The 19,987-nt window shown below is 41.6% G+C and carries 18 protein-coding genes; 12 read left to right on the plus strand and 6 right to left on the minus strand.

The genetic code is table 11. From position 1 onward, the window contains the following. Positions 1 to 27 precede the first annotated feature (27 nt). Entirely contained in the window at positions 28 to 1,449 is a 1,422-nt protein-coding gene (locus RMZ42_RS08035) for a WGR domain-containing protein (protein ID WP_322670999.1), read from the minus strand. A gap of 542 nt (positions 1,450 to 1,991) precedes the next feature. On the opposite strand from RMZ42_RS08035, the gene RMZ42_RS08040 reads away from it, so the two are divergent. The 7 genes from RMZ42_RS08040 to RMZ42_RS08075 all read left to right on the plus strand — a co-directional run bounded on the left by RMZ42_RS08040 (position 1,992) and on the right by RMZ42_RS08075 (position 9,619). Next, on the plus strand, positions 1,992 to 2,414 hold the full coding sequence (locus RMZ42_RS08040; protein WP_416211803.1) for a hypothetical protein: 423 nt from the start codon (positions 1,992 to 1,994) through the stop codon (positions 2,412 to 2,414). Positions 2,415 to 2,995: 581 nt separating this feature from the next. Further along, entirely contained in the window at positions 2,996 to 4,354 is a 1,359-nt protein-coding gene (locus RMZ42_RS08045; RefSeq protein ID WP_322670913.1) for an APC family permease, read from the plus strand. A gap of 102 nt (positions 4,355 to 4,456) precedes the next feature. Further along, on the plus strand, positions 4,457 to 5,119 hold the full coding sequence (locus tag RMZ42_RS08050; RefSeq protein ID WP_322670914.1) for a class I SAM-dependent methyltransferase: 663 nt from the start codon (positions 4,457 to 4,459) through the stop codon (positions 5,117 to 5,119). 536 nt (positions 5,120 to 5,655) lie between these two features. Continuing rightward, the gene (locus tag RMZ42_RS08060; protein WP_322670915.1) at positions 5,656 to 7,059 is read left to right on the plus strand and encodes a glycoside hydrolase 100 family protein; all 1,404 of its coding nucleotides are present in this window, start codon (positions 5,656 to 5,658) and stop codon (positions 7,057 to 7,059) included. Positions 7,060 to 7,574: 515 nt separating this feature from the next. Beyond that, complete coding sequence (locus tag RMZ42_RS08065) at positions 7,575 to 7,877, plus strand: hypothetical protein (RefSeq protein ID WP_292810531.1); 303 nt, start codon at positions 7,575 to 7,577, stop codon at positions 7,875 to 7,877. 103 nt (positions 7,878 to 7,980) lie between these two features. Further along, entirely contained in the window at positions 7,981 to 8,448 is a 468-nt protein-coding gene (locus RMZ42_RS08070; protein ID WP_322670916.1) for a hypothetical protein, read from the plus strand. Between the two features lie 529 nt (positions 8,449 to 8,977). After that, positions 8,978 to 9,619 (plus strand): DUF938 domain-containing protein, encoded by a 642-nt coding sequence (locus tag RMZ42_RS08075; RefSeq protein ID WP_322670917.1) that lies wholly within the window; start codon positions 8,978 to 8,980, stop codon positions 9,617 to 9,619. Positions 9,620 to 9,789: 170 nt separating this feature from the next. On the opposite strand, the gene RMZ42_RS08080 is transcribed toward RMZ42_RS08075, so the two are convergent. Then, positions 9,790 to 12,054, minus strand: coding sequence for a family 10 glycosylhydrolase (locus RMZ42_RS08080; RefSeq protein ID WP_322670918.1), 2,265 nt, complete (start codon positions 12,052 to 12,054; stop codon positions 9,790 to 9,792). A gap of 206 nt (positions 12,055 to 12,260) precedes the next feature. Here RMZ42_RS08080 and RMZ42_RS08085 point away from each other — a divergent pair, with 206 nt between their 5' ends. Then, the gene (locus tag RMZ42_RS08085) at positions 12,261 to 12,728 is read left to right on the plus strand and encodes a DUF3592 domain-containing protein (protein ID WP_322670919.1); all 468 of its coding nucleotides are present in this window, start codon (positions 12,261 to 12,263) and stop codon (positions 12,726 to 12,728) included. Between the two features lie 7 nt (positions 12,729 to 12,735). Here RMZ42_RS08085 and RMZ42_RS08090 read toward each other — a convergent pair whose 3' ends face one another. Next, on the minus strand, positions 12,736 to 13,008 hold the full coding sequence (locus RMZ42_RS08090) for a Precorrin-3B methylase (RefSeq protein ID WP_322670920.1): 273 nt from the start codon (positions 13,006 to 13,008) through the stop codon (positions 12,736 to 12,738). A 316-nt stretch (positions 13,009 to 13,324) separates the two neighbouring features. Between RMZ42_RS08090 and RMZ42_RS08095 the strand changes: the two genes are divergently transcribed. Beyond that, the gene (locus RMZ42_RS08095) at positions 13,325 to 14,854 is read left to right on the plus strand and encodes a glycosyltransferase (protein ID WP_322670921.1); all 1,530 of its coding nucleotides are present in this window, start codon (positions 13,325 to 13,327) and stop codon (positions 14,852 to 14,854) included. Positions 14,855 to 15,177: 323 nt separating this feature from the next. On the opposite strand, the gene RMZ42_RS08100 is transcribed toward RMZ42_RS08095, so the two are convergent. Both RMZ42_RS08100 and RMZ42_RS08105 read right to left on the minus strand, forming a co-directional pair. Next, a complete protein-coding gene (locus RMZ42_RS08100; RefSeq protein ID WP_322670922.1) occupies positions 15,178 to 16,278 on the minus strand; it encodes an alpha/beta hydrolase in 1,101 nt (366 codons plus the stop codon). A 500-nt stretch (positions 16,279 to 16,778) separates the two neighbouring features. Next, the gene (locus RMZ42_RS08105; RefSeq protein WP_322670923.1) at positions 16,779 to 18,062 is read right to left on the minus strand and encodes an MFS transporter; all 1,284 of its coding nucleotides are present in this window, start codon (positions 18,060 to 18,062) and stop codon (positions 16,779 to 16,781) included. A gap of 541 nt (positions 18,063 to 18,603) precedes the next feature. Between RMZ42_RS08105 and RMZ42_RS08110 the strand changes: the two genes are divergently transcribed. Beyond that, positions 18,604 to 18,879, plus strand: coding sequence for a hypothetical protein (locus tag RMZ42_RS08110; RefSeq protein WP_322670924.1), 276 nt, complete (start codon positions 18,604 to 18,606; stop codon positions 18,877 to 18,879). 163 nt (positions 18,880 to 19,042) lie between these two features. After that, on the plus strand, positions 19,043 to 19,231 hold the full coding sequence (locus RMZ42_RS08115; protein ID WP_322670925.1) for a hypothetical protein: 189 nt from the start codon (positions 19,043 to 19,045) through the stop codon (positions 19,229 to 19,231). Positions 19,232 to 19,312: 81 nt separating this feature from the next. On the opposite strand, the gene RMZ42_RS08120 is transcribed toward RMZ42_RS08115, so the two are convergent. After that, a complete protein-coding gene (locus tag RMZ42_RS08120) occupies positions 19,313 to 19,495 on the minus strand; it encodes a hypothetical protein (RefSeq protein ID WP_292777833.1) in 183 nt (60 codons plus the stop codon). A gap of 272 nt (positions 19,496 to 19,767) precedes the next feature. Between RMZ42_RS08120 and RMZ42_RS08125 the strand changes: the two genes are divergently transcribed. Further along, a complete protein-coding gene (locus RMZ42_RS08125) occupies positions 19,768 to 19,914 on the plus strand; it encodes a hypothetical protein (protein ID WP_322670926.1) in 147 nt (48 codons plus the stop codon). The last annotated feature ends 73 nt before the right edge of the window (positions 19,915 to 19,987 follow it).

A 19,987-nucleotide genomic window follows, 5' to 3' on the forward strand; every position in this document is an offset into this window, starting at 1 on the left:
TAAGGCTGAAGCTCAGGCTCTATCTAGTTAAACCAATTTTTGAATATCACCATAGGCACGGTAAAATCCGCCACTGGCTGATTCACGTATTTCTTGAACAAGGTAACGCGCACCTTCAATACGAATATCCTTGGGAAACTGAACTTTCCAGTTGTGGTTGTAACCATCAGAAACAACACGAACTCTCAATTTACTTCCTTCTCGAAAGCATTCAACAATAACCCCAGAGCTTGTATTTGTAGTAGTTTCTAGAACAGATGAGGGTGCAACTCCTTCACCTAATGGTGCTTTAATTACTACAGCTTCGGGAACTGTGCCTGTTTGAGCAGAGCCAATCGCAGTTTCACTAGCATCAATGCAAGCCAAATAACCATCTGTTGTCACAATATAAATATGGTTGTTGAAAAACTGCATAGATAAAGCCGAGCCACACCCTGTAGAAAGCTTCCAAAGACGCTTTCCTAGCTCATCAAAGCAGTAAATGGAAGAACTATTATCTCCAGCAAACACATACTTGCCGTTAAGTGCGGTAGCGCAAGAGTAAACTGAGGCATCACATTTGAAAACGGAGCCAACTTCCCCATTTTTATTAAAGCAATAAACTTTATGGTCGCTTGTTCCGGCATAGACTGTTGATGCCTCTTGCCAGCCAAATAATACGTTGCCTTGAGTTTTTTGATGCCATAACATCCGACCTTCAAGGCGATCGTACATAGTCACGCCTTTGCTGTGACCGTGATAAATCCCAGATTGGTCACAACGTACCATCCAGCCGGAATCGCCTTGACTCAGACGAGTCCACTGTGATTCATCATCATGATCGATTGTTGTTACGCCACCATTGGCATCAGAGACGGCTAACAATCCATCTTTGATATCTAACCAAAAAATATCAACATTTTCATCAATTTTATAGCTCAGACGCGGTAGCTTGCCGGTCAGGTCGTAAACATTACCATCATCGCAACCAGCATAAATCCAAATATCATCAGCAACTAAACATTTAACGCCATCAGGAAGCTTAAACCGATTGATTGCTTGACCTTGATGATTTAAAGCAAAAACTTGACCTGCTTGATTCCCAACCCAGCAACGTTTGGCATCAATGAAAATTCCAAAAGCAGCTGAAGATGAAGCAAACTTCCAAATAATCGGAGCTTGTTTTGCGGTGGAAATAGTGCTGCTGACTTGGCGGCGTGTCACAGGACGCTTCTGGCGAACACCCATAACAGCTACTTCATAACCTTTTTTGAGCTTTTCTTTAATTTTTTTACTAGCCTCTGCTTTCGCTTTCTCAGAAGTTGGATAAGCTTTTGTTTGAGTTTGCCCACAGTCGCCAATACGACCGTAACGTATAGTTAATTGGTTATCTTGAACTATCACTTCATAAAACTTGTGAGAGTTTCCACTAGCTTCGGAAAGCTCTAAATATGTCTTTTCTTCTGGGATAACTTCTCTCATAAAATCAATGCCAGTGTTTAAATATACAGATAAAATTGGGATATGCAAATTAGCTATAGAATTAGACTTTGCCCCAATCTATTGTGGGAAGTATCTTGAGCTTTTAGCACTGATCTAGATCACGAGCTAATAAACTTTTTTTAAGTTATTTATAATACTAAAAATTTAATATATTACATATACTACTTAGTTAACACTGACATAACGAGGTTTTGTCGAGCGACACCAAGTCCTATTTTTTGGACTAGAGCATAATATTTCTCAAGAAGCGAGTAAATAGATCGGGACTTATGCAACTGGTACAGAGCGATCGCTATTTTATAGTATTTAAGTACATCAGTGGTGTTACAAGGGTCAGCCAGATACAATTATTACAACCGTTTTTAACGATTATATTCTCTAGGCTATTATTTAGGTGAACAAAATACGTCATTGATGCTGATAGTCTTTGGTATCGTGATTGGTGTAACATTTTTTGAATAGAATTAAGAGATTAACTTGGTATTTTTCTAAGCCTTGGCAGTATAAATATGGAATTTTTTAACAGGATTCCTTTAATGCCTTTAATATTCCTTTTATTGGCTTACATTCTTCTGGGATGGTATCTTGCTGCTAATCATATTATTTGGTTAGTAGGAGCTTTTGTTGTTGCTATGGTTATAGCTGTAGCAAGAAAAAGTTTTTCTTGGTTAGAGCGTTTAATCGAGTTTGGCTCGAAAACTTTAGTTGTTATCTTGTTTTTAAGTATATCAATTGCTTTAGTAGCAACTTGGTCGATATTATTAAGGCTCTTTATGATACCCTTAGCCACTACGCTTTTAGCTGATTTAGAAATGCGCTTTTCTGGCTACAATAAACTAGATTCATTTTGGGTTATAACTGTCCTAGCTGTATTAGGTTTGGTAGTAGGTGAAATAATAGACATTTTACTTTTCCCCAGTAGCAGATACTAAAGAATTAGGGATTAAGAAGCCGATATATTATTTATTAATTAACAACGCACATATATGCATCCCTACTTAAGCGAAACTATGGAGCGATCGCTGTCTTGAGTACAGCAGGGCGTAAATAAAGTATCAATTTTCAATCAATGAAACGTGTACGGTATAAAAATCCGTATAGCAGTACCAGCTTTTTAATCAAACCAGCACGATTACCCCTTATGAGTCAATCATTCTTTAGATGAATATAAATCTCACTAGTGGAAGACGTTTTACCAATTCAGATTTTCTACTGTATTTGTAGAGTGCTGTTGTCTGGCAAAAGAATTTAGAGCGATGCTTACAGTGGTAAGCTACGCAGGGAAGTTAATCTAATGTTACCAGATGAATATAATTTGAAATCTGCTGTATCGCTGGTGACTGTCACATTCTCATCACATTTATTGTTAACCATAGAACTACAGGTAAAACAGTGATTTAAGGTCTTATTGAATCGTAAGTTCCCAAATCTGGAGTACATAAATGATTCCTCTGTTGAACAAAGACTGTAAAACAAAGCTAAAAGTCCCAACTCAACACTATAAGGAAATAATGTGAGTAGACGTAAAAACTACAATTTGCTCGATCAAACAATATCAACTGAACTAGCAACACCCAAACCATCCCTGACATTACCAGACGCAGTGGCTCTAATTGTCGGTATTGTCATCGGAGCGGGGATTTTTGAAACTCCGGCTCTAGTGGCCAGTCAAGCAGGTAGCGATATTGCTGTACTGCTTTTTTGGCTAATGGGTGGTGTGGTATCTCTAGTAGGAGCGTTGTGCTATGCAGAGTTGGCCACTGTCTATCCCGACGTTGGTGGTGCCTACTATTATTTGAAACGTGCATTTGGGCAAAGAGTCGCCTTTTTATTTGCTTGGGCGCGGATGACAGTGATTCAAACTGGTTCCATTGCTCTTTTGGCATTTGTTTTTGGTGATTATGTTTCTCAGATATGGCGGCTAGGCACGTTTTCGTCTTCTATATATGCAGCCATAGCGATCGCACTTTTAACTGCTTTGAACATCGTTGGTTTGCAACAGGGTAAGTGGACACAAAACTTACTGAGTGCTGCGAAAGTTCTAGGTTTGTTGCTGGTAGTCATTATTGGGCTTACCGCCATTCCTAATTCTGCCACTCCTGTAGAATCTGCATCATCGGGAACCTGGGGACTAGCGATGGTGTTTGTGTTGCTATCTTATGGCGGTTGGAATGAAGCGGCTTACATCTCCGCAGAAATTCAAGATGGACGACGTAATATTGTGCGATCGCTAATGTGGAGTATTGGGATCATCACTGTCATTTATCTGCTAATCAATCTGGCTTACCTGCGGGGACTGGGATTAGCAAATATGTCACAGTCAGAAGCAGTAGCCGCAGATTTAATGCGCTCTCTTTGGGGTGAACCGGGAGCTTTGTTTATCAGTGTGCTGATTGCGATCGCGACTTTGGGAGCAACCAACGCCACAATCTTTACTGGAGCGCGTACCAATTACGCACTGGGACAGGATTTTTCGCTATTTGGTTTTATGGGACGCTGGCAACAACGACCTAGCAGCCCTACCTATGCCTTATTCTTGCAAGCAGCGATCGCCTTAGCACTGGTTTTTTTAGGCACGCTCACCCGCAAAGGCTTTGAAACAATGGTGGATTACACTGCCCCGATATTTTGGTTTTTCTTTTTGCTTTCCGGCGTATCACTGCTGGTATTGCGCACACGCGAACCCCACATAGTTCGCCCTTTCCGTGTGCCATTTTATCCTTTCACTCCATTACTATTTTGCGCCGTCTGCACTTACTTGCTGTACTCCAGCTTGGTTTATACAGGTGTGGGAGCGATCGCAGGTGTTTTAGTCGTGGCAGCAGGTATTCCTCTGTTGTTCTGGAATAACTACCGTCAACGTAGGACGTGAGACGAGTGAGCAGAGGAGCAGAGGAGCAGAGGAGAATAATTAATACCAATGCCCAATGCCCAATGCCCAATGCCCAATAACTATTGACAAAGGAGAAAATTCATGGAGTTCAAAAAAATTCTGTTTTTACTGGTTACAAGCGTTAGTATTACCAGTTTAGGAATTGCTGGGTGTACACCGCAACAACAAGATTTGGAAGCCGGAACACAACAGCCTTCTACTTTAACAGGTCAGACCGAAACCGAAACACCAGCGGCGACAACTCCCACAACTCAAGTCCAAGAACGTCCTGGAGATGTTCCTTATGTACCTACACCACAGCCAGTGGTAGATGCAATGTTACAAGTGGCAAAAGTGGGTAAAAATGATGTGCTTTACGATCTTGGTAGTGGTGATGGAAGAATTGTCAATACTGCGGCACAAAAATTTGGTACGCGCGGCATTGGTATAGATATTGACCCCGATCGCATCAAAGAAGCTAATGCTAATGCCCAAAAGGCAGGAGTAACTGATCGCGTCAAGTTTGTCCAACAAGATTTGTTCAATACTGATTTTAGCGAAGCAACAGTAGTTACACTTTATTTACTGCCAGAGATCAACGCCAAACTCCGTCCCAAGCTGTTGAAAGAACTCAAACCTGGGACTCGCATTGTTTCCCACGCCTTCGATATGGGCGATTGGAAACCACAGCAGACTCTCAATGTAGAGGGCAAAACTGTTTACTATTGGGTAGTTCCTGAACAAGTGCCAGCGAATTTGCGATAGAGATTAATCGCAATTCGTAATTAAAAGGTGTCAGATTCAAGTTAATACCAATTTGAAAAAAGAATACGACAAATAGACCATTTGTAGAGACGCAATTCATCGCGTATTTACCCAAAATTGAATTGGTATAAGTTTCCATCTCTTGAATCTGTAGCCTCATTTTTGAGCTTTAGCAGCTTAGGCAAGAAATATGATAGGCTTAAAAGGAAAGAATGTTTTAATTACAGGTGGAACATCAGGTATAGTCCATTCCACGAAGTTACCACAGCATACTTTGACCGAGTAATTGCAGTCAATCTCCGGAGTGCTTATCTCTGCGCCCGTGAAACTATTAAACACTCCTTGCCCCCACTAATTGTCTTTAATTTTGAATTGATAATTTTGAATACTTCGACAAGCTCAGTACAAGTTTTGAATTGGAGCGAAGCGACTTGACTGTATATGCTTGACTTTCGGGAATCTTGGTCAGCTTGAGGTTAGGCTGGCGTACTTTCCACAATTAAGTCGATACATACCATTAGTGGAATTCAACGCCTATGATTAGCGCGATCGATAAGAACAGTCAGATGGAAGCAGAAGCCTGGAAATTATTGGAAGATTCTGTAATTTATTACCAAGGAAAACCCATTGGTACTGTAGCCGCCCACGACCCAGAGTCAGATGCACTCAATTATGACCAGTGCTTCCTCCGCGATTTTGTCCCTTCTGCCTTGGTGTTTCTCATGCATGGCAAAGCAGAGATTGTGCGTAACTTCTTAGTAGAAACACTGAAATTACAAAGTCATGAAAAGCAGATAGATTGCTTTGAACCGGGAGCGGGATTAATGCCTGCCAGTTTCAAGGTTCATTCTAAGGGGAACGAGGAATTTTTGGTCGCTGATTTTGGAGAGCAAGCGATCGCTCGTGTTCCCCCAGTTGATTCTTGTATGTGGTGGATTCTCCTGCTACGAGCTTATGAAAAAGCTACAGGTGATTTTTCCCTGGCGCGTCAGCCAGATTTTCAAGCCGGAATCAAACTAATTTTGGATCTTTGCTTAGTACATCGGTTTTCCATGTACCCAACAATGTTAGTTCCCGATGGCGCGTTTATGATTGACCGTCGGATGGGAGTTTACGAACATCCTTTAGAAATTCAGGTGTTATTCTACGCGTCTTTGAGAGCTGCTAGTGAATTGCTTTTACCAGATGGGGATGGCGATAGCTACCTTAGCAAAGTCAATAGGCGATTGGGATCTTTGAAATATCATATCCGCAACTATTATTGGCTAGACCTAAAGCGATTGGGGGAAATCTATCGTTACAAAGATAACGAATTTGGTAAAGAAATTGTTAATAAATTCAACATCAATTCAGAATCAATTCCTAATTGGTTGACCGAGTGGTTGCCTGAAACTGGGGGATATTTAGCGGGAAATCTGGGGCCGGGACGGATAGATTTCCGCTTTTTTGCTCTGGGAAATCTGATGGCAATTTTAACTTCCTTAGCTAGCGTTAAAGAATCTCAAAGCATTATGAATTTATTCGCCCAACGTTGGCAAGACTTAATCGGCTATATGCCTGTTAAAATTTGCTTTCCCGCAATGGATGGTTTAGAGTGGAGAATTGTTACAGGATGTGACTCTAAAAACAGAGCTTGGTCTTATCACAACGGCGGTAACTGGCCGGTTTTACTGTGGTTATTTACCTCTGCGGCATTGAAAGCCGGTCGAACAGAACTTGCTCAAGCAGCGATCGCTATTGCCGAAAGGCGTTTATTTAGAGATAAATTCCCGGAATACTACGATGGCAACAATGGTCGTTTAATTGGCAAAGAAGCCCGAATTTATCAAACTTGGAGCATTGCCGGATTGCTAGCTGCTAAACAGCTTGTGGAAAATCCAGAGTACTTGGAATTAATCAGTTTTGCAGAGGGTCTTGAAGGCCCAGGCTGTAGCCTGTAGGTAGATTGTAGAGACGGCGATTCATCGCGTCTCTTGCCTGAACCGAACAGTATTGGGTAGTCAATACCTGGCAAAGTTTGGCCCTAAAAATGATTTAGTGGTGTAATTATACAGGGTGTTTCTGCTAACTAGTACAACTTGGTGTCAATCCAGCTATCATCTCAATTCAGCAGACAATAGGCAGAAAAGTTGTTTTGAGCAGCTGGTTAAAGGCAGACAAACTTTCGGCTGTACTAGCTATACTGACATAACATTACAAGCGGCTAAACTTTTGCTAAGTATAAGTTAGTAAATAGTAGATTTGTACCATAAAAATCCTGAGTAAAAGGTGACAGCGATCGCACAGCCTACTTTTCCATCAGGGAGTGCGCCAACGAATGACCCTGCCTCTGAATACTCTTCTCAAATACCCGATAACTGATACACTATAGTTGTAAGAGGTATCTGAAGTGTCATACTTAGTAATATCAACAGATAGTCTTTGCATAATTATCACGTTTTAACGTGTATTAACCATGAAAACTACTTCAGATTTAATTCCAGAATTTGAAAAACTATTCAGACAAAAATTACAACTAAATAATTGTAAACTTAGAAAGAAAAGACAAGAGAATAATTATGAAATTATTACTCCAGCTAAAGACATTTTTTTGATGTATTGGTCTGAGTTTCCAGAAGTTAACTTAATATATCAGGCTGTAGGGGTACGCACTCAGCAGACTAGTGTTTATGAACGAGCTATCCGCTCCCACATTAGTTCTAGTTTGAGTAGTATTCAGGAGAATCCTCACTCTGAATCACCATTATTGGTGAAATAGCCGATGCTCAGATAACACAGATAATATTTACTAAGCTCTCGCCAGTTTTGTTATATAACTGACGAGAGTTAATCGCCGAAAATGTGTCGATCGAGAGATAAAAATGCAATCCGAAAAAAATCAAGATCGGCTAGATTATAAAACCTTGTTAGCCAATGCAAAGCAAGCCTTAAAAGTTGAATATCAAAAATCAGCCGCTTTAGCATCCCAATTGAAAGCCATCAAAACTCAGTTAGAACAAGTTATGGCTGAAAACAAAACTCTGAAAGAAAGTGCCTATGAAGATGTAGTTAAGCACTTTGAGGCGCGTACTCAAGCAGCAGAAGCACTGGCGCTAAAAACAGAAGTACGCCAAAAATTCCTGGAAGCCAATGGTTGTAAGGATGATGAGAGCTTCGATGCTCTATGGGATATTATTAAAAATAAGATTCAGATCCAAGACAGTGAGGTGAGAATCGTTGCTCAAAATGGCACTCCTAAGTTCACCTTAACAGGCAGCATGATGACTTTGAGAGATTTTATTCAATCCCTCAAACAAGATCCAATTTCGAGAAAATTTTTCTTGAGCTAGAGAGGCAAATTCATGAAGGCCTCTGGCTAAAAATAAACTAAAGATTCTAGTCAAAAGTTATTTATCTTCGTCTCCGTCTCCTGACGACCGTTTGATTTGACTTTGTTAAGCATTCCACTCCAAAGCAATGCACTCTTAATACTTATCAGTTCAGGAAAAAAGGGGAAGGGAAAAGGGAAAGAAAAAACCTTTAACCCTTCCCCTTTTCCATTTTCTCAAAACCCGATTTAGAATCACAAATTCACAAAGCGAAAAGTATTGAATTCACTTCAACATTTCAGATTGCGTACAGTTGTTAACATTGGCGTATATTTTAATTAGCCAATTCAAATTCCAGAGAGATTTAATGATGATACAAAATGATTTTATTGAAAGTTTTTGGTTATCACCTAATGATTTAATAAAATGGTTGTATGACGGCGAGCCTGCAAAAAGTGATTTGCTCAAACTTGTGCAAATATTTTATCAAGATTAAGTAGAGTTCTTCGTTTAATATTTGTTCCGATTAATTATAAATATAACGAGCCAGATGACACCACAAGACGCACGAAAATACGCACCAGCAACCGAGCGTAACCGCGAACCAATTCTAGAAGTACTTTTACAAGTGTTGCCGGAGAGTGGCACTATTTTAGAAATAGCAAGTGGTACTGGTGAACACGCAGTCTTTTTTGCATCCAAGCTCAAAGATTATCTGTGGCTCCCAACCGATGTAAATCCACAATCAAGAGCCAGCATTATTTCATGGACTGAACACAATGTATGTGATAACGTTTATGCACCGCTTGAGCTAGATGCAAAAGAACCAGTTTGGGCTGTGGAAAATGGTGGATTGGATTGGCTGAATACGAAGCCAATTGTGGCCATTGTCAACATCAATATGATTCACATTTCACCTTGGTCAGCCTGTCTGGGGTTGATGGCAGGGGCAGGTCGTATCCTAAAAGCAGGAGGTATCCTCTATTTATATGGCCCCTTCAAACAAGGTGAAGAACATACAGCTGCGAGTAATGCAGCTTTTGACGAATATTTACGCACTGAAAACCCAGAGTGGGGTGTGCGTAACTTGGATGATGTCATAGCAGTAGCTAGGGCACAAAATCTGATATTGCAACAGATTTACCAAATGCCAGCTAATAATCTTTCAGTAGTGTTTCAACGTTCAGGGTAACTGAAAGTTTAGGGTTCAAAACCCTTCATTTGGATGAAGGGTTATTGGTGTAAATCATTGGTCTTTTAAGATGCGATAAATCGCTTCTCTACATCAGGGTTTTGGCCATTGTTTGCGTAAGTCCTGGGTTAATTGAACGCTATCTGAGTAAGCAAGTCTTTACTTTCTTCTTACCGCCGACTGCGAAAACCCTGTTTACCATTAACTTGGTCAAAGAGTACATCGTATTTATCAAACAAAGCGATTCCAGGATTTACAAATACAGTCAGTTCTGATTGTGGCGAGATACTCAAATTCCAGCGATTAAATCCGTCACGGGTTCCTGGTGTCAAGCTGTAATCAAAAATGCCATTAATTCCTACTTTTACAGCATTTGCTGACCCTAATAGTCCGGGTTTGAGTTTACCTGCTGTAGAAGCTGACTTGAATTCAGTTAAACCATTAATAGTTCCAGTATCAGCGATCGCTCTGCTATTACACAAATTTTTCGCAGAACTCCCAGCAAGAGTTAAACAAACTTTGTTCAGTCGAGAATCCCATCTTTTACCGGGTACACCATTAATTTCAGGTTGTTGACTCCAAGAAGCCATTTTGAAACCTGCTTGATTCTCGGCAGTTAAACCGAGAATCAGGCTGCCATTATTATTACTACCACCATTACCAACGACAATAAATCCGTTACTCAGATTGCCTGGTAATTTTCTCAACGGGTTATAGGGAAGTGATTTTTCAAAATAGTTAACACCGATAATTCCCGAAAATGGTACACCACTGTTTGCTGAACACTTAGGTTTGTTGGCGCTACATTGGCGATTAGTAACAACCTGTACGGGAACAGGTTCGGCGGTGGGAATCAAACCAAATCGGACATTAGTGTAAACTAATTCTCCTTCCAGGATAGTACCATCGCTTAATACTTCCTTGAGATTTTGACCTGTTCTTTGGATCGGAGAATTACCTAAAAACTCTTTGGGAACTCTTAACCCTGCTGACCCTGTATCTAATAAAATACGTTTTGGTTGACCATTTGCGATCGCAACTTCCAAAAAATAACCGCGAACACGTTGCCCAAGGGAAGGTTTTGGATATAAAGGTAAGCTTATGGTATTAAAAGTTGGCTGGCGGGGTGTATTTTGTGAAATATCGCGCAACGCTGAATTTGGGAAAAGAGCCGCAAATGCCGACTGGCGTTGCGCTGCTGGTTCAGGGGCGATATCCCAAAGGCTTTCGTAGTAGAAAAAGCCGATACCTAAACCGCGTTGTTGCGCTGCTTCTACCTGTGATTTGATTTGTGGGATGGCAACTGGACGATTTCGTAAACCCGCCATAATCCCGATACCAGTTGGAATAATTTGTTGGGTTTCTAAAATTTCTGGACGGGTAATTTGAGCGGTAAAACTTTCCACATCATTACGGTACACCTGCATCACCAACTCATCGACAATACCCAACCGTACCCAGTTTAGCCAGTCTTGCAGTTGCATTTTATAGGCGAAATTATAGTAATTAGGAGCAACTGAAAAAATAGCATTCGCTTTTTTAGCTTTCACTGTTTGGTAAAGGTCTACCATGAATGCAGTAATTTTATCTGCCCGCCATTTTATCCATGCTTGGGCTTGGGGATTGGGTGGAGGAGGATTGCCAGTTTCTTGAGTATATAGACTTATCGTGTACTTATCGTAACCAAAATCCACAGGTAAACTCGTATGGTCGTCAAATTGAACGCCATCAGCATCGTATTTAGCAATCACTTCCACTACAAGTTCCCTGATAAAATTTTGCACTTCCGGGTGAAAGGGATTTAACCACGCTACTTCACCCGCAGCACTAATTGAAGTTTGAGTCCCATCCCCTTTTTGTGTTAGCCAATCTGGATGCTGCGATGCAAGTTCCGAAGTTAGAGGAACCATAAAACCAAATTCAAACCAGGGTATTGCTAGTAACCCTTGTCTGCGGGCTTGAGTGATAATGTCTGCAATTACATCTTGTCCCTCTGCTCCCTTGAAGAAAAAGGGGATACCCTTTTTCTGCATGATGGCACTAGGGTATTGTGTATAACCATCATTCCAAACTACGGGATAAACAGTATTAAAGTTTAACTGCCGCAGTTGGCTCATGGCTGCTTGCACCTGCGAACGATTTCTAAAAACGCTAAAATCGTTACCACTTAGCCATACCCCCCGAATTTCCTGACGGGGTTGAGCAGGTAGTTGGGCAACGGCAGGGGCAAAACTGTTGAGTAGCAATACTAGAAAGAATGATATCAGACATAATAATGGCAGCAGACGCTTTTTCAAAATCCACGGCGATGTCTGTTGACTCGTTACCTGTAGCTTGCTTAGACCTACTAGTACTCGTCTGTGTACAGGCTTAAATAGTAAGTTAGTTAGAGTTGCATTAATTTCTCTACTTTTTTCCCAAAACTGAGTTGTCATTACTTCTGCTTATTAAATGAGGTTAATTGGTTATATTTAATACCATACAAACGTTAAATTACTACATCAGAAAACTGATGCAGTAATTTAGCTGCAAGATAGTTGACGCAGTTATAAGGTTAGTGGTGCCAAATAGAAATGTTTCAAATGGTAAGCTGTAATCGAGATGCTGTGATGAAATTTATTGTTGTGCCATCCTCAAACCCATGAATTTCCAACCTCACCAGAACACTTTTGATGACAAACTAAGCGCAAGTATTGGGCTGGTGATTGGATTGCTGTTTATTGGAGGTGGTTTTTGGGTACGTAACATAATCGCCCACGAAGGTGTAACCCTAAACGAAACACGTGGTACGGTGGTAGACAGCATCAGTCGTCGCGATCGCAGCAGTACGAACAATAATGATAATGAGCAAAAAGAAACCTATGCGCCAGTTATCGAGTTTTTAGCCAACGGTAAACGCACTCGTTTTACAGGCAATTATGAGTCTTACCGCTCCAGCAACGGTCAAATAGTGGTGATACGTTACAATCCTCAACAACCCATAAGTACTGCGCGTGTGGTGAATCCGTTGGAAGGTTTAGTACCTTGGGGAATGTTTGGTATGGGTGGGTTAGCTGTGGTTTTTAGCGTGAGCGCACTGTTGCCTGTACGCTGGTCTTCAGGTAGATAACTATAAATTAGATATGTTTTGATTTTCGTGCTGACTTTGGCGGCGTTCGGTGTGCGCCAAAATATTTCTCACTGCGGTAACGCAACCACACCCGCAACACTTGCGGAATCTGGTCTTTTTGCTCCTTAGTCAGGGTATTGTAAAGGGCTAAAGCGCGATCGCGTTCGCCCCGACAAGCAGCATTGTTGTGAGCATCCCAATAGCTGCGGGCTACTCGAATCCGCCGACAGACTTCTTTAATCAGCGCCTCTCCCGTAAGTGGAATGTCTTGCTTGGTCATACTCAAATGTGATGAATTTCTAATGCCATCCTAGCAAGTCAGATTTATCTGGACACTTCAAATATGTCATTCGGTATATGTGCGCGAACCGCAGTAATGATTAACTTTAAGCATTAGGAAAATGACTGTACTGGTTGAGTTTAAGCTAAAGGGAATCAATAAAAGCCCTTTGACTGACTTTTTGATGGTATTTATCTACAGTCTCACTGCCTGCATTTTTCAGCCTTGAGAGTTTTTAACAAGCTCACTAAGCTGTTATGCTGCCATATTCAGGCAAAATCTCTGGTAGAAATCAACCTGTATTAGGAAGCGGGCAATGCACATTGGATTTCTCAACCCTCAAGGCAATTTTGATTCAAGCAATAGTCACATAACGAAACACCCAGATTTTGGGGGTCAGCTAATTTACGTTAGGCAAGTCGCTATAGCCATAGCTCAAATGGGTCATAAAGTTGATATTATCACCCGTCAAATTATTGACCCGGAGTGGCCAGAGTTTGCCGAAACGATTGACACTTATCCAGGGATCGATAATGTCCGCATTATCCGCTTACCAGCTGGGCCAAAAGAATTTCTTTGTAAAGAGTTGTTATGGCCTCATCTTGTCGCTGATTGGGTACCCAACATCTTGAAATTTTATCAACAAGAAGGTAGCTTACCCGATGCTATGACTGCTCACTACGCTGATGGAGGACTGTGTGGCGTTCTAATTGAAGAGGAGACAGGCATACCTTTTACCTTTACTGCTCATTCTCTTGGCGCTCAAAAGATCGACAAACTGGAAGTCACCCCAGAAAATCTCACAGGAATAGACGAGCAATTTCATTTCAGATATCGCATTTTAGCCGAACGTCTGAGCATGAATCGCTCGGCGGTTAATATCACCAGCACACGACAAGAACGTTTTGAACAGTATTCTCATCAAGTCTATAGTAGTGCAGTGGATGTAGACAACGACAACCGCTTTGCAGTGATTCCACCGGGAGCAGATTTCTCGATTTTTGGTGCAAAAGCGCGTTACGAAAACGAGGAGGCTACTTACGAGTTCATTCAGGAACGATTGGCACGGGATATTGCAGAAGACCGTCGAGATTTGCCCGTCATCCTAGCATCTAGTCGATTAGAGCTGAAAAAAAACATATTGGGGCTAGTGCAAGCTTTCGCAATCAGTCCAACACTTCAGGAACGAGCTAACTTGGTGCTAATTACAGGGGCGCTGGACAATCCTTTACAAGAAGAGGCTAGCGACGAAATCACTGAAGAAGTATTAGCCCCTATTCGGGAAGCGGTCAAAGAAAACGACTTGTGGGGCAAAATCAGTGCATTTAGCTTGTTACATCAGTCTCAAGAGTCACTAGCAGCAACCTATAGGTTTATGGTTAAACGTCGTTCAGTATTTGCGCTGACTGCACTCTACGAACCCTTTGGGCTTGCTCCCTTAGAAGCAGCAGTAGCAGGTTTACCAGTGGTAGCAACCAAGAACGGTGGCCCTAGCGAGAGCTTGCGACAGGGAGATCGGGAATATGGCGTACTTGTCAATCCAGAAGATCCTGCTGATATTGCACGAGGCTTGGAGCGGTTGCTATGTGATGCTCAGGAGTGGGAGTATTTTGCCCAAGCTGGTCAGGAACGGGTGCTGAAGAAGTACACTTGGGAATCTACTGGTGAAAACTACCTGTCTTTGCTTGAGCAAATTCTGTCTTCACCGGAAACTCGCCCTCGCCCTGAACTCCTTCCTATCCATCCCTACTTCCATAATCCAGAATCGCAGACCGATGTTTCTTTGGAAGAATTGAGCGAACTCTACTTTGGATCTAATCAAAAGGTAGTAAGAAATGCGGATTAAATAAAGTGCAAAACTAGGGTTAAAGCAGAAGTTGCTACAGACTGCGCGAAACACCGAAACGTCAAAGCGGAAGTTCTTGCAGGGAAGGCGGAAGTTGCTACAGACTGCGCGAAACACCGAAACGTCAAAGCAGAAGTTCTTGCAGGGAAGGCGGAAGTTCTTACAGGGAAGACGGAAGTTTCTACAGACTGCGCGAAACACCGAAACGTCAAAGCAGAAGTTCTTGCAGGGAAAGCGGAAGCTCCTACAGACTGCGCGAAACACCGAAACGTCAACCCTGGAGCAATATTTTTTGATGGATGCTAAATCTGGAATTTAGGCAGCTATGAGCAGCTAGCAGAAAATCTGCTGACTGCTTCAGAAAACTGCTGGTTTTGTTCCATCAATGCCATGTGTCCACCTGGTTTGAGGGTGACTCTTTCAGAGTAAGGTAATTCTGCTTTCATGCGATCGCTTGCCACAGGTTTTGTCGCTATATCTGAACCACCGCAAACAACCAACACAGGAACGTTAATAGTTGCAAGTGTGTCTGTTTCGTCGAACTTCAACATTCCCAGTGTGCCACGAGCCAGAACACCAGGCGAACCCAATGCTGATAAGAATGCTGCAAAATTTAGTTGACCGCGTGTTTCAGTACCCGTAAATCCAGATAGTTCGACGGTGATGTACAGCGAACCATTTAAATACGAGAGCCAAGTCATCAACCAAAAAATCGGCCACAGCACGATAGTCAGGTACAACACAGGTTCGAGTAAAGGTTTCTGTAATTTCCGTACCAGATTGCTGAAGATACAAGTTTTTACCGGATTAGTGTAAGTAGTATCTACAAGAATTAAGCCAGCTACGCGACTCCCTAATTGCTCTGGAAACAGGCGACAGAATGTCAGGTTAATCATGCCGCCCATGCTGTGTCCCAACAAGATAACAGGTTTGTCCCCTGCTATGGCGACAACAGCTTCCAAGTCACGGGCATATTTTTCTATAGAGTGATCGTTGTTTTTCGGTTTAGCGGATTTTCCTAACCCTGGTAGATCCCAAACAATTACTCGGAAGCGATCGCTTAGTTGTCGTTTGGCATAATACCATACAGTACTGTTTGGCCCCCAACCGTGTGACAAGATAATTGGTTGACCATCTTCAGGGCCAAAAAACTCTACCTGCAACACACTCCCATCTGGGCGTGACAAGCGCTGCACGCTTTTGCTACGCATAAACTTCGGTTCCTGTTTTCCAGGACGGCGCAGCAGTGGCAAACTGATAAAACGACCTCCAAAAGTCCACAGAACCATTACTAGTCCAGCCACCAAGTAGGGCGTTCCTACAAGTTCTCGTTCATACCACTCATAGAGAATGTAGATTCCCCCGCCAAGCACCCCAACGGACAGCAGTTGAAACAGCCATACAAGTAGAAAATTATGAGGCATGAATATCATGAGCCTAAACCTTGCAATGCTTTGTTAACTGCTTTTAGGTTCATACCATAGTTAGAATCATCCAACTTTCACTCCCAAGAGTGATTTATACAGGGTTATAGGGGGTGATAAAAATGCTGGGTTAGTCAATCAACAGTGTAGATTGGCAAAAATAACTATTAATAAAAAATATTTCCTCTGCCTCCTGCTTTTTATTAATTAACAACTCTTCAGTAAGGGCGTGTTAGTGACAGGTGTATGGGCCTATAGCAGAATGGCACTAAGAAAACGCGAAAGGCTTATTTAACCTCGTTCCCAGTCTTCAGACTGGGAATGTATTCCAAGAGGCTCCGCCTCTCGTCAAGAAAGAGGAGGCAGAGCCTCCCAGAATGCGTTCCCAGGCTGGAGCCTGGGAACGAAGCAACACAAGACTTTGGACTTATCTTAGTGCCATGCGCCTATAGCACGCTAGCGCATTCGGATTAGGATGACGAATTAATATCAAATGCTTACTACTCAGGCAAAATATTAACTGAATTGTTACTAAAATTTTCTTCAACATAGTGTGGATTGCTTACTCCTACGTGCAAAAGCAGTGCTGTAGCTAATGCACCGATAGCTGCTACCAAGAAGGTAGTTCTATAGTCAATATTCTCCACTATCCATCCACCTAGTAGGGGAGCAAGGATGGTGGCAGGAGCAATAAGGGTATTACCAAGACCAATATAGGCTGGTCGTTGATGTTGGTTGCCAAACTCTAAGGTCATTACCGCAGCAATATTTTGCAGAGCCATCATACCTATTCCTTCTCCTATAAATACCAAGTAAAACCAGTCTGCATTGGGTGCTAAACAAGCAAAAATCGAACTGAATGCACAAGCCACACAACCAATTTGTAAAATTAACTTGCAACCTGTGCGATCGCCTAACCAACCCAAAACCAATCCAGCAATAGTTTGTGTAACCATCAATAGAGTCGTAATTAACCCAACAGAAACTTCTCCCATCCCATATTGATGTATGGCATAGAGTGTATAGAAGGGAAGTGGCATCAGTGCTAACTGTGAGATCATACGTGCGATCGCAAAGCTACGGAAATTCTCATCGCACCGGAGAATTACACCCAGAGTGTCCCAAAATTCACGTCTAGTTTCAAAGGCTGATGATGTGGTGTTTACTGGCTCTCGCGTCCTAGACATAAAAAACCAAGATAAAGCCATTGCCAAACTGGCACACAAAAAACACAGAGCAAAGTTAAATGGTTGAGCAATTTCCTTAAGCAGTAAACCAGCGATCGCAGCACCACAAATACTCATCAAATTACCAGATGCTGCTAAAGTACCGTAAAAAATCCCAAGCTTTCTGGAGGGAACAATTTTAGCAATCATGCTTTGCCAAGCAGTGGCGCTAAACCCACCGCCTAGCCCTTGCCAAATGAGTATGGCAAATGTCAAAAGTAAGATAGTTTGGTGATTGAGTTTTAGTTGTAATAAAGCCACCAGTGCTAATCCCAAAAAAGGAAGCTTATGATGAATTGTCAACGACATTACAGTTGGTTTGTAACACTGTAGACGAGCTACTTTACTAACTGTTAATAGCTGAGGTAATTGCCAGCCTAAGCGTGGAATAGCTGGAATCAGGCCGATAAGCAATGCAGAATCGGTAAGAGTGCTAACAAATAGTGGAATAATTGTGAAAAATGAAGCAAAACCACTCCCAAAACCAAAAAATCCACTTTCAATAACATTGACAGTAAAGTTATGGCGAAGGTCTTTTTGAAGTTCAGAATTAAGCATTTTTATAGATATTGCCAGTTTAGTGATTTATTCCCTTTTGGGGAAACTCAGGCTGCATTTGGAACAGGTTTATCTTCTTTTTGTAGATACTTAGAAATTACCTAAGTACCTACAAAAATCTGAGTTCCATAAATTGTTCCCAAATGTTGTACTTAAATCACCGTTGAAAAATATTTTTGTAAAATATTCCAATTTTTGATGGTGAGCCTGACTGCAACACAGTCCTGGGTCAGTGGCAGGTCTAGGTTAACCTTGAAGTGGTGCGTGATTGGCAAGCGTGTAGATTCTGCCCTTACAAAGCTCACACCTATTAATCACAGAGATGACTTGACAATAAAATAGCTAAAGCATAGGCGCAGATCGTTGTATACATCGCCTAAAGTTATTTAGGACTTACGCACACTTTACGAATTCTTGGCGTCTTGGCGTCTTGGCGGTTCGACAAATTAAGCTTTTGGGCGATTTTTGCGTAAGTCCTATTATTAATAAAGTTTGATTTGAAGCTGGACTCTTTGGGTTGGGTTGAAGGAAAACTAAAAGCGTGCCTATTGGTTTGTTGACCGACAGAATTGCTGCTGGTATTGTTTGCTACTCAGTTGGTAACTTTAGAGGAGTGCGGGCAGCCATCCAGTTACGCGCTTTTCTGTCAAAGATGGGAATGCCTACTATTTCAAGCATTTTTGCTATTTCTAAAATTGGAAACTCCCTGGATGAAGCAGGTGCTTCACAGGAATCAGTCCGTCATAACCTAATAGCTGCTTTAACCAAAAGAGTCGGTCAGCAATCAATTATTAGTTATAACGGACTGATTAATTAACTAAAGTTTTTTATATATCTTCGGTGAAAACTGCCATAGGTTCTTTCAATATTGAGGGACAAGCTCAACCCTTAGTCACCCTTTAAGAGAAACTTGTGTGAAGCTGTAAGAGAGTGAAGAATCAAACTCTTTACTAATCAGTTTTGACTTACCCTTTGTAAATATGCCTTCAATTAGCTACAACCGCACCAACAGCCAGCAGCCACAAAGCATTACCATTGAAGGTTATGTTGTCCGACCAGGATTACACATTCTCAGTTACGAGCAACTCAAGTTGCTACGAGAGCAAACACAGCATCATTCTCAGCTTGAATCTCTAGTTAGCCAAGGTGTCATTAAGTTGACTGGTTAATAGTCTTCAATTCATTTGCAATTCATCTCATCACCTGCTTATTGGGTAGGTGATGAGATGAATTGCTGTATTAGCTAAGTTCTAAGTAGATGAGTTTGAACGTTCTATTTGCTGACGAATAGTATCAATAGAAGCATTAATACCAGCCAGTCTGGACTCTAAATCATCTCGTAGCCAAATCAAGAATTTTAATTTCCGCTCTAAGCTAGCTTTGTGCGAAATGGGTTCGCTTCCATAACATGGATTACCCCAAAAAGGAAACATAGTTTACCTCTGAATTTAACTTTTGTAAGAGTGCAATATATCGCACTACTATATTCTGACTAATCACAATCAGACTGGTGTATGTAACAACCGACCATTATTGTGTGTGCTTAACGAACTTTTGCTAAAAGTTGTCTCTTGAATTGGTGGAGGTATTTGACCAAACTGTCATCAACTCTATCCACTTCTCCTCTAAGACAAAGCTGAAGTGACGATACCATATTCAAAGGTTCTGGCAATTTGGCATTACAACTGTGTATTTTGCAGTTTAAATGAGATATCAACAGAACAGAACAACCACAAATCGCCAGTTGTTGACCCAACGCTGTAAAATAACTCAGCAGCCAATTCACAGCGCTTGGTCATCGCTTCTCTACGAGACGCTACGCGAACGCCACAACTGGCTAGTAATTCACTAGAAAACCCATAGTAAAAGTGCGTAGGCTAGAAAGCTAACACGGCTGGTAAAATAAATGTGAAGTACCCGCAAAT

The sequence above is a fragment of the Nostoc sp. DedQUE05 genome, from assembly GCF_034530955.1.
GTDB lineage: Bacteria > Cyanobacteriota > Cyanobacteriia > Cyanobacteriales > Nostocaceae > Nostoc.

What these genes read in the sequence shown, in the direction of transcription:
- RMZ42_RS08040 (WP_416211803.1), top strand. Translation starts at nt 1,992, where the DNA reads ATGGAATTTTTTAACAGGATTCCTTTAATGCCTTTAATATTCCTTTTA.
- RMZ42_RS08050 (WP_322670914.1), top strand. Translation starts at nt 4,457, where the DNA reads ATGGAGTTCAAAAAAATTCTGTTTTTACTGGTTACAAGCGTTAGTATT.
- RMZ42_RS08060 (WP_322670915.1), top strand. Translation starts at nt 5,656, where the DNA reads ATGATTAGCGCGATCGATAAGAACAGTCAGATGGAAGCAGAAGCCTGG.
- RMZ42_RS08065 (WP_292810531.1), top strand. Translation starts at nt 7,575, where the DNA reads ATGAAAACTACTTCAGATTTAATTCCAGAATTTGAAAAACTATTCAGA.
- RMZ42_RS08070 (WP_322670916.1), top strand. Translation starts at nt 7,981, where the DNA reads ATGCAATCCGAAAAAAATCAAGATCGGCTAGATTATAAAACCTTGTTA.
- RMZ42_RS08075 (WP_322670917.1), top strand. Translation starts at nt 8,978, where the DNA reads ATGACACCACAAGACGCACGAAAATACGCACCAGCAACCGAGCGTAAC.
- RMZ42_RS08080 (WP_322670918.1), bottom strand. Translation starts at nt 12,054, where the DNA reads ATGACAACTCAGTTTTGGGAAAAAAGTAGAGAAATTAATGCAACTCTA.
- RMZ42_RS08085 (WP_322670919.1), top strand. Translation starts at nt 12,261, where the DNA reads ATGAATTTCCAACCTCACCAGAACACTTTTGATGACAAACTAAGCGCA.
- RMZ42_RS08090 (WP_322670920.1), bottom strand. Translation starts at nt 13,008, where the DNA reads ATGACCAAGCAAGACATTCCACTTACGGGAGAGGCGCTGATTAAAGAA.
- RMZ42_RS08095 (WP_322670921.1), top strand. Translation starts at nt 13,325, where the DNA reads ATGCACATTGGATTTCTCAACCCTCAAGGCAATTTTGATTCAAGCAAT.
- RMZ42_RS08100 (WP_322670922.1), bottom strand. Translation starts at nt 16,278, where the DNA reads ATGCCTCATAATTTTCTACTTGTATGGCTGTTTCAACTGCTGTCCGTT.
- RMZ42_RS08105 (WP_322670923.1), bottom strand. Translation starts at nt 18,062, where the DNA reads ATGCTTAATTCTGAACTTCAAAAAGACCTTCGCCATAACTTTACTGTC.
- RMZ42_RS08115 (WP_322670925.1), top strand. Translation starts at nt 19,043, where the DNA reads ATGCCTTCAATTAGCTACAACCGCACCAACAGCCAGCAGCCACAAAGC.
- RMZ42_RS08120 (WP_292777833.1), bottom strand. Translation starts at nt 19,495, where the DNA reads ATGTTTCCTTTTTGGGGTAATCCATGTTATGGAAGCGAACCCATTTCG.
- RMZ42_RS08125 (WP_322670926.1), top strand. Translation starts at nt 19,768, where the DNA reads ATGAGATATCAACAGAACAGAACAACCACAAATCGCCAGTTGTTGACC.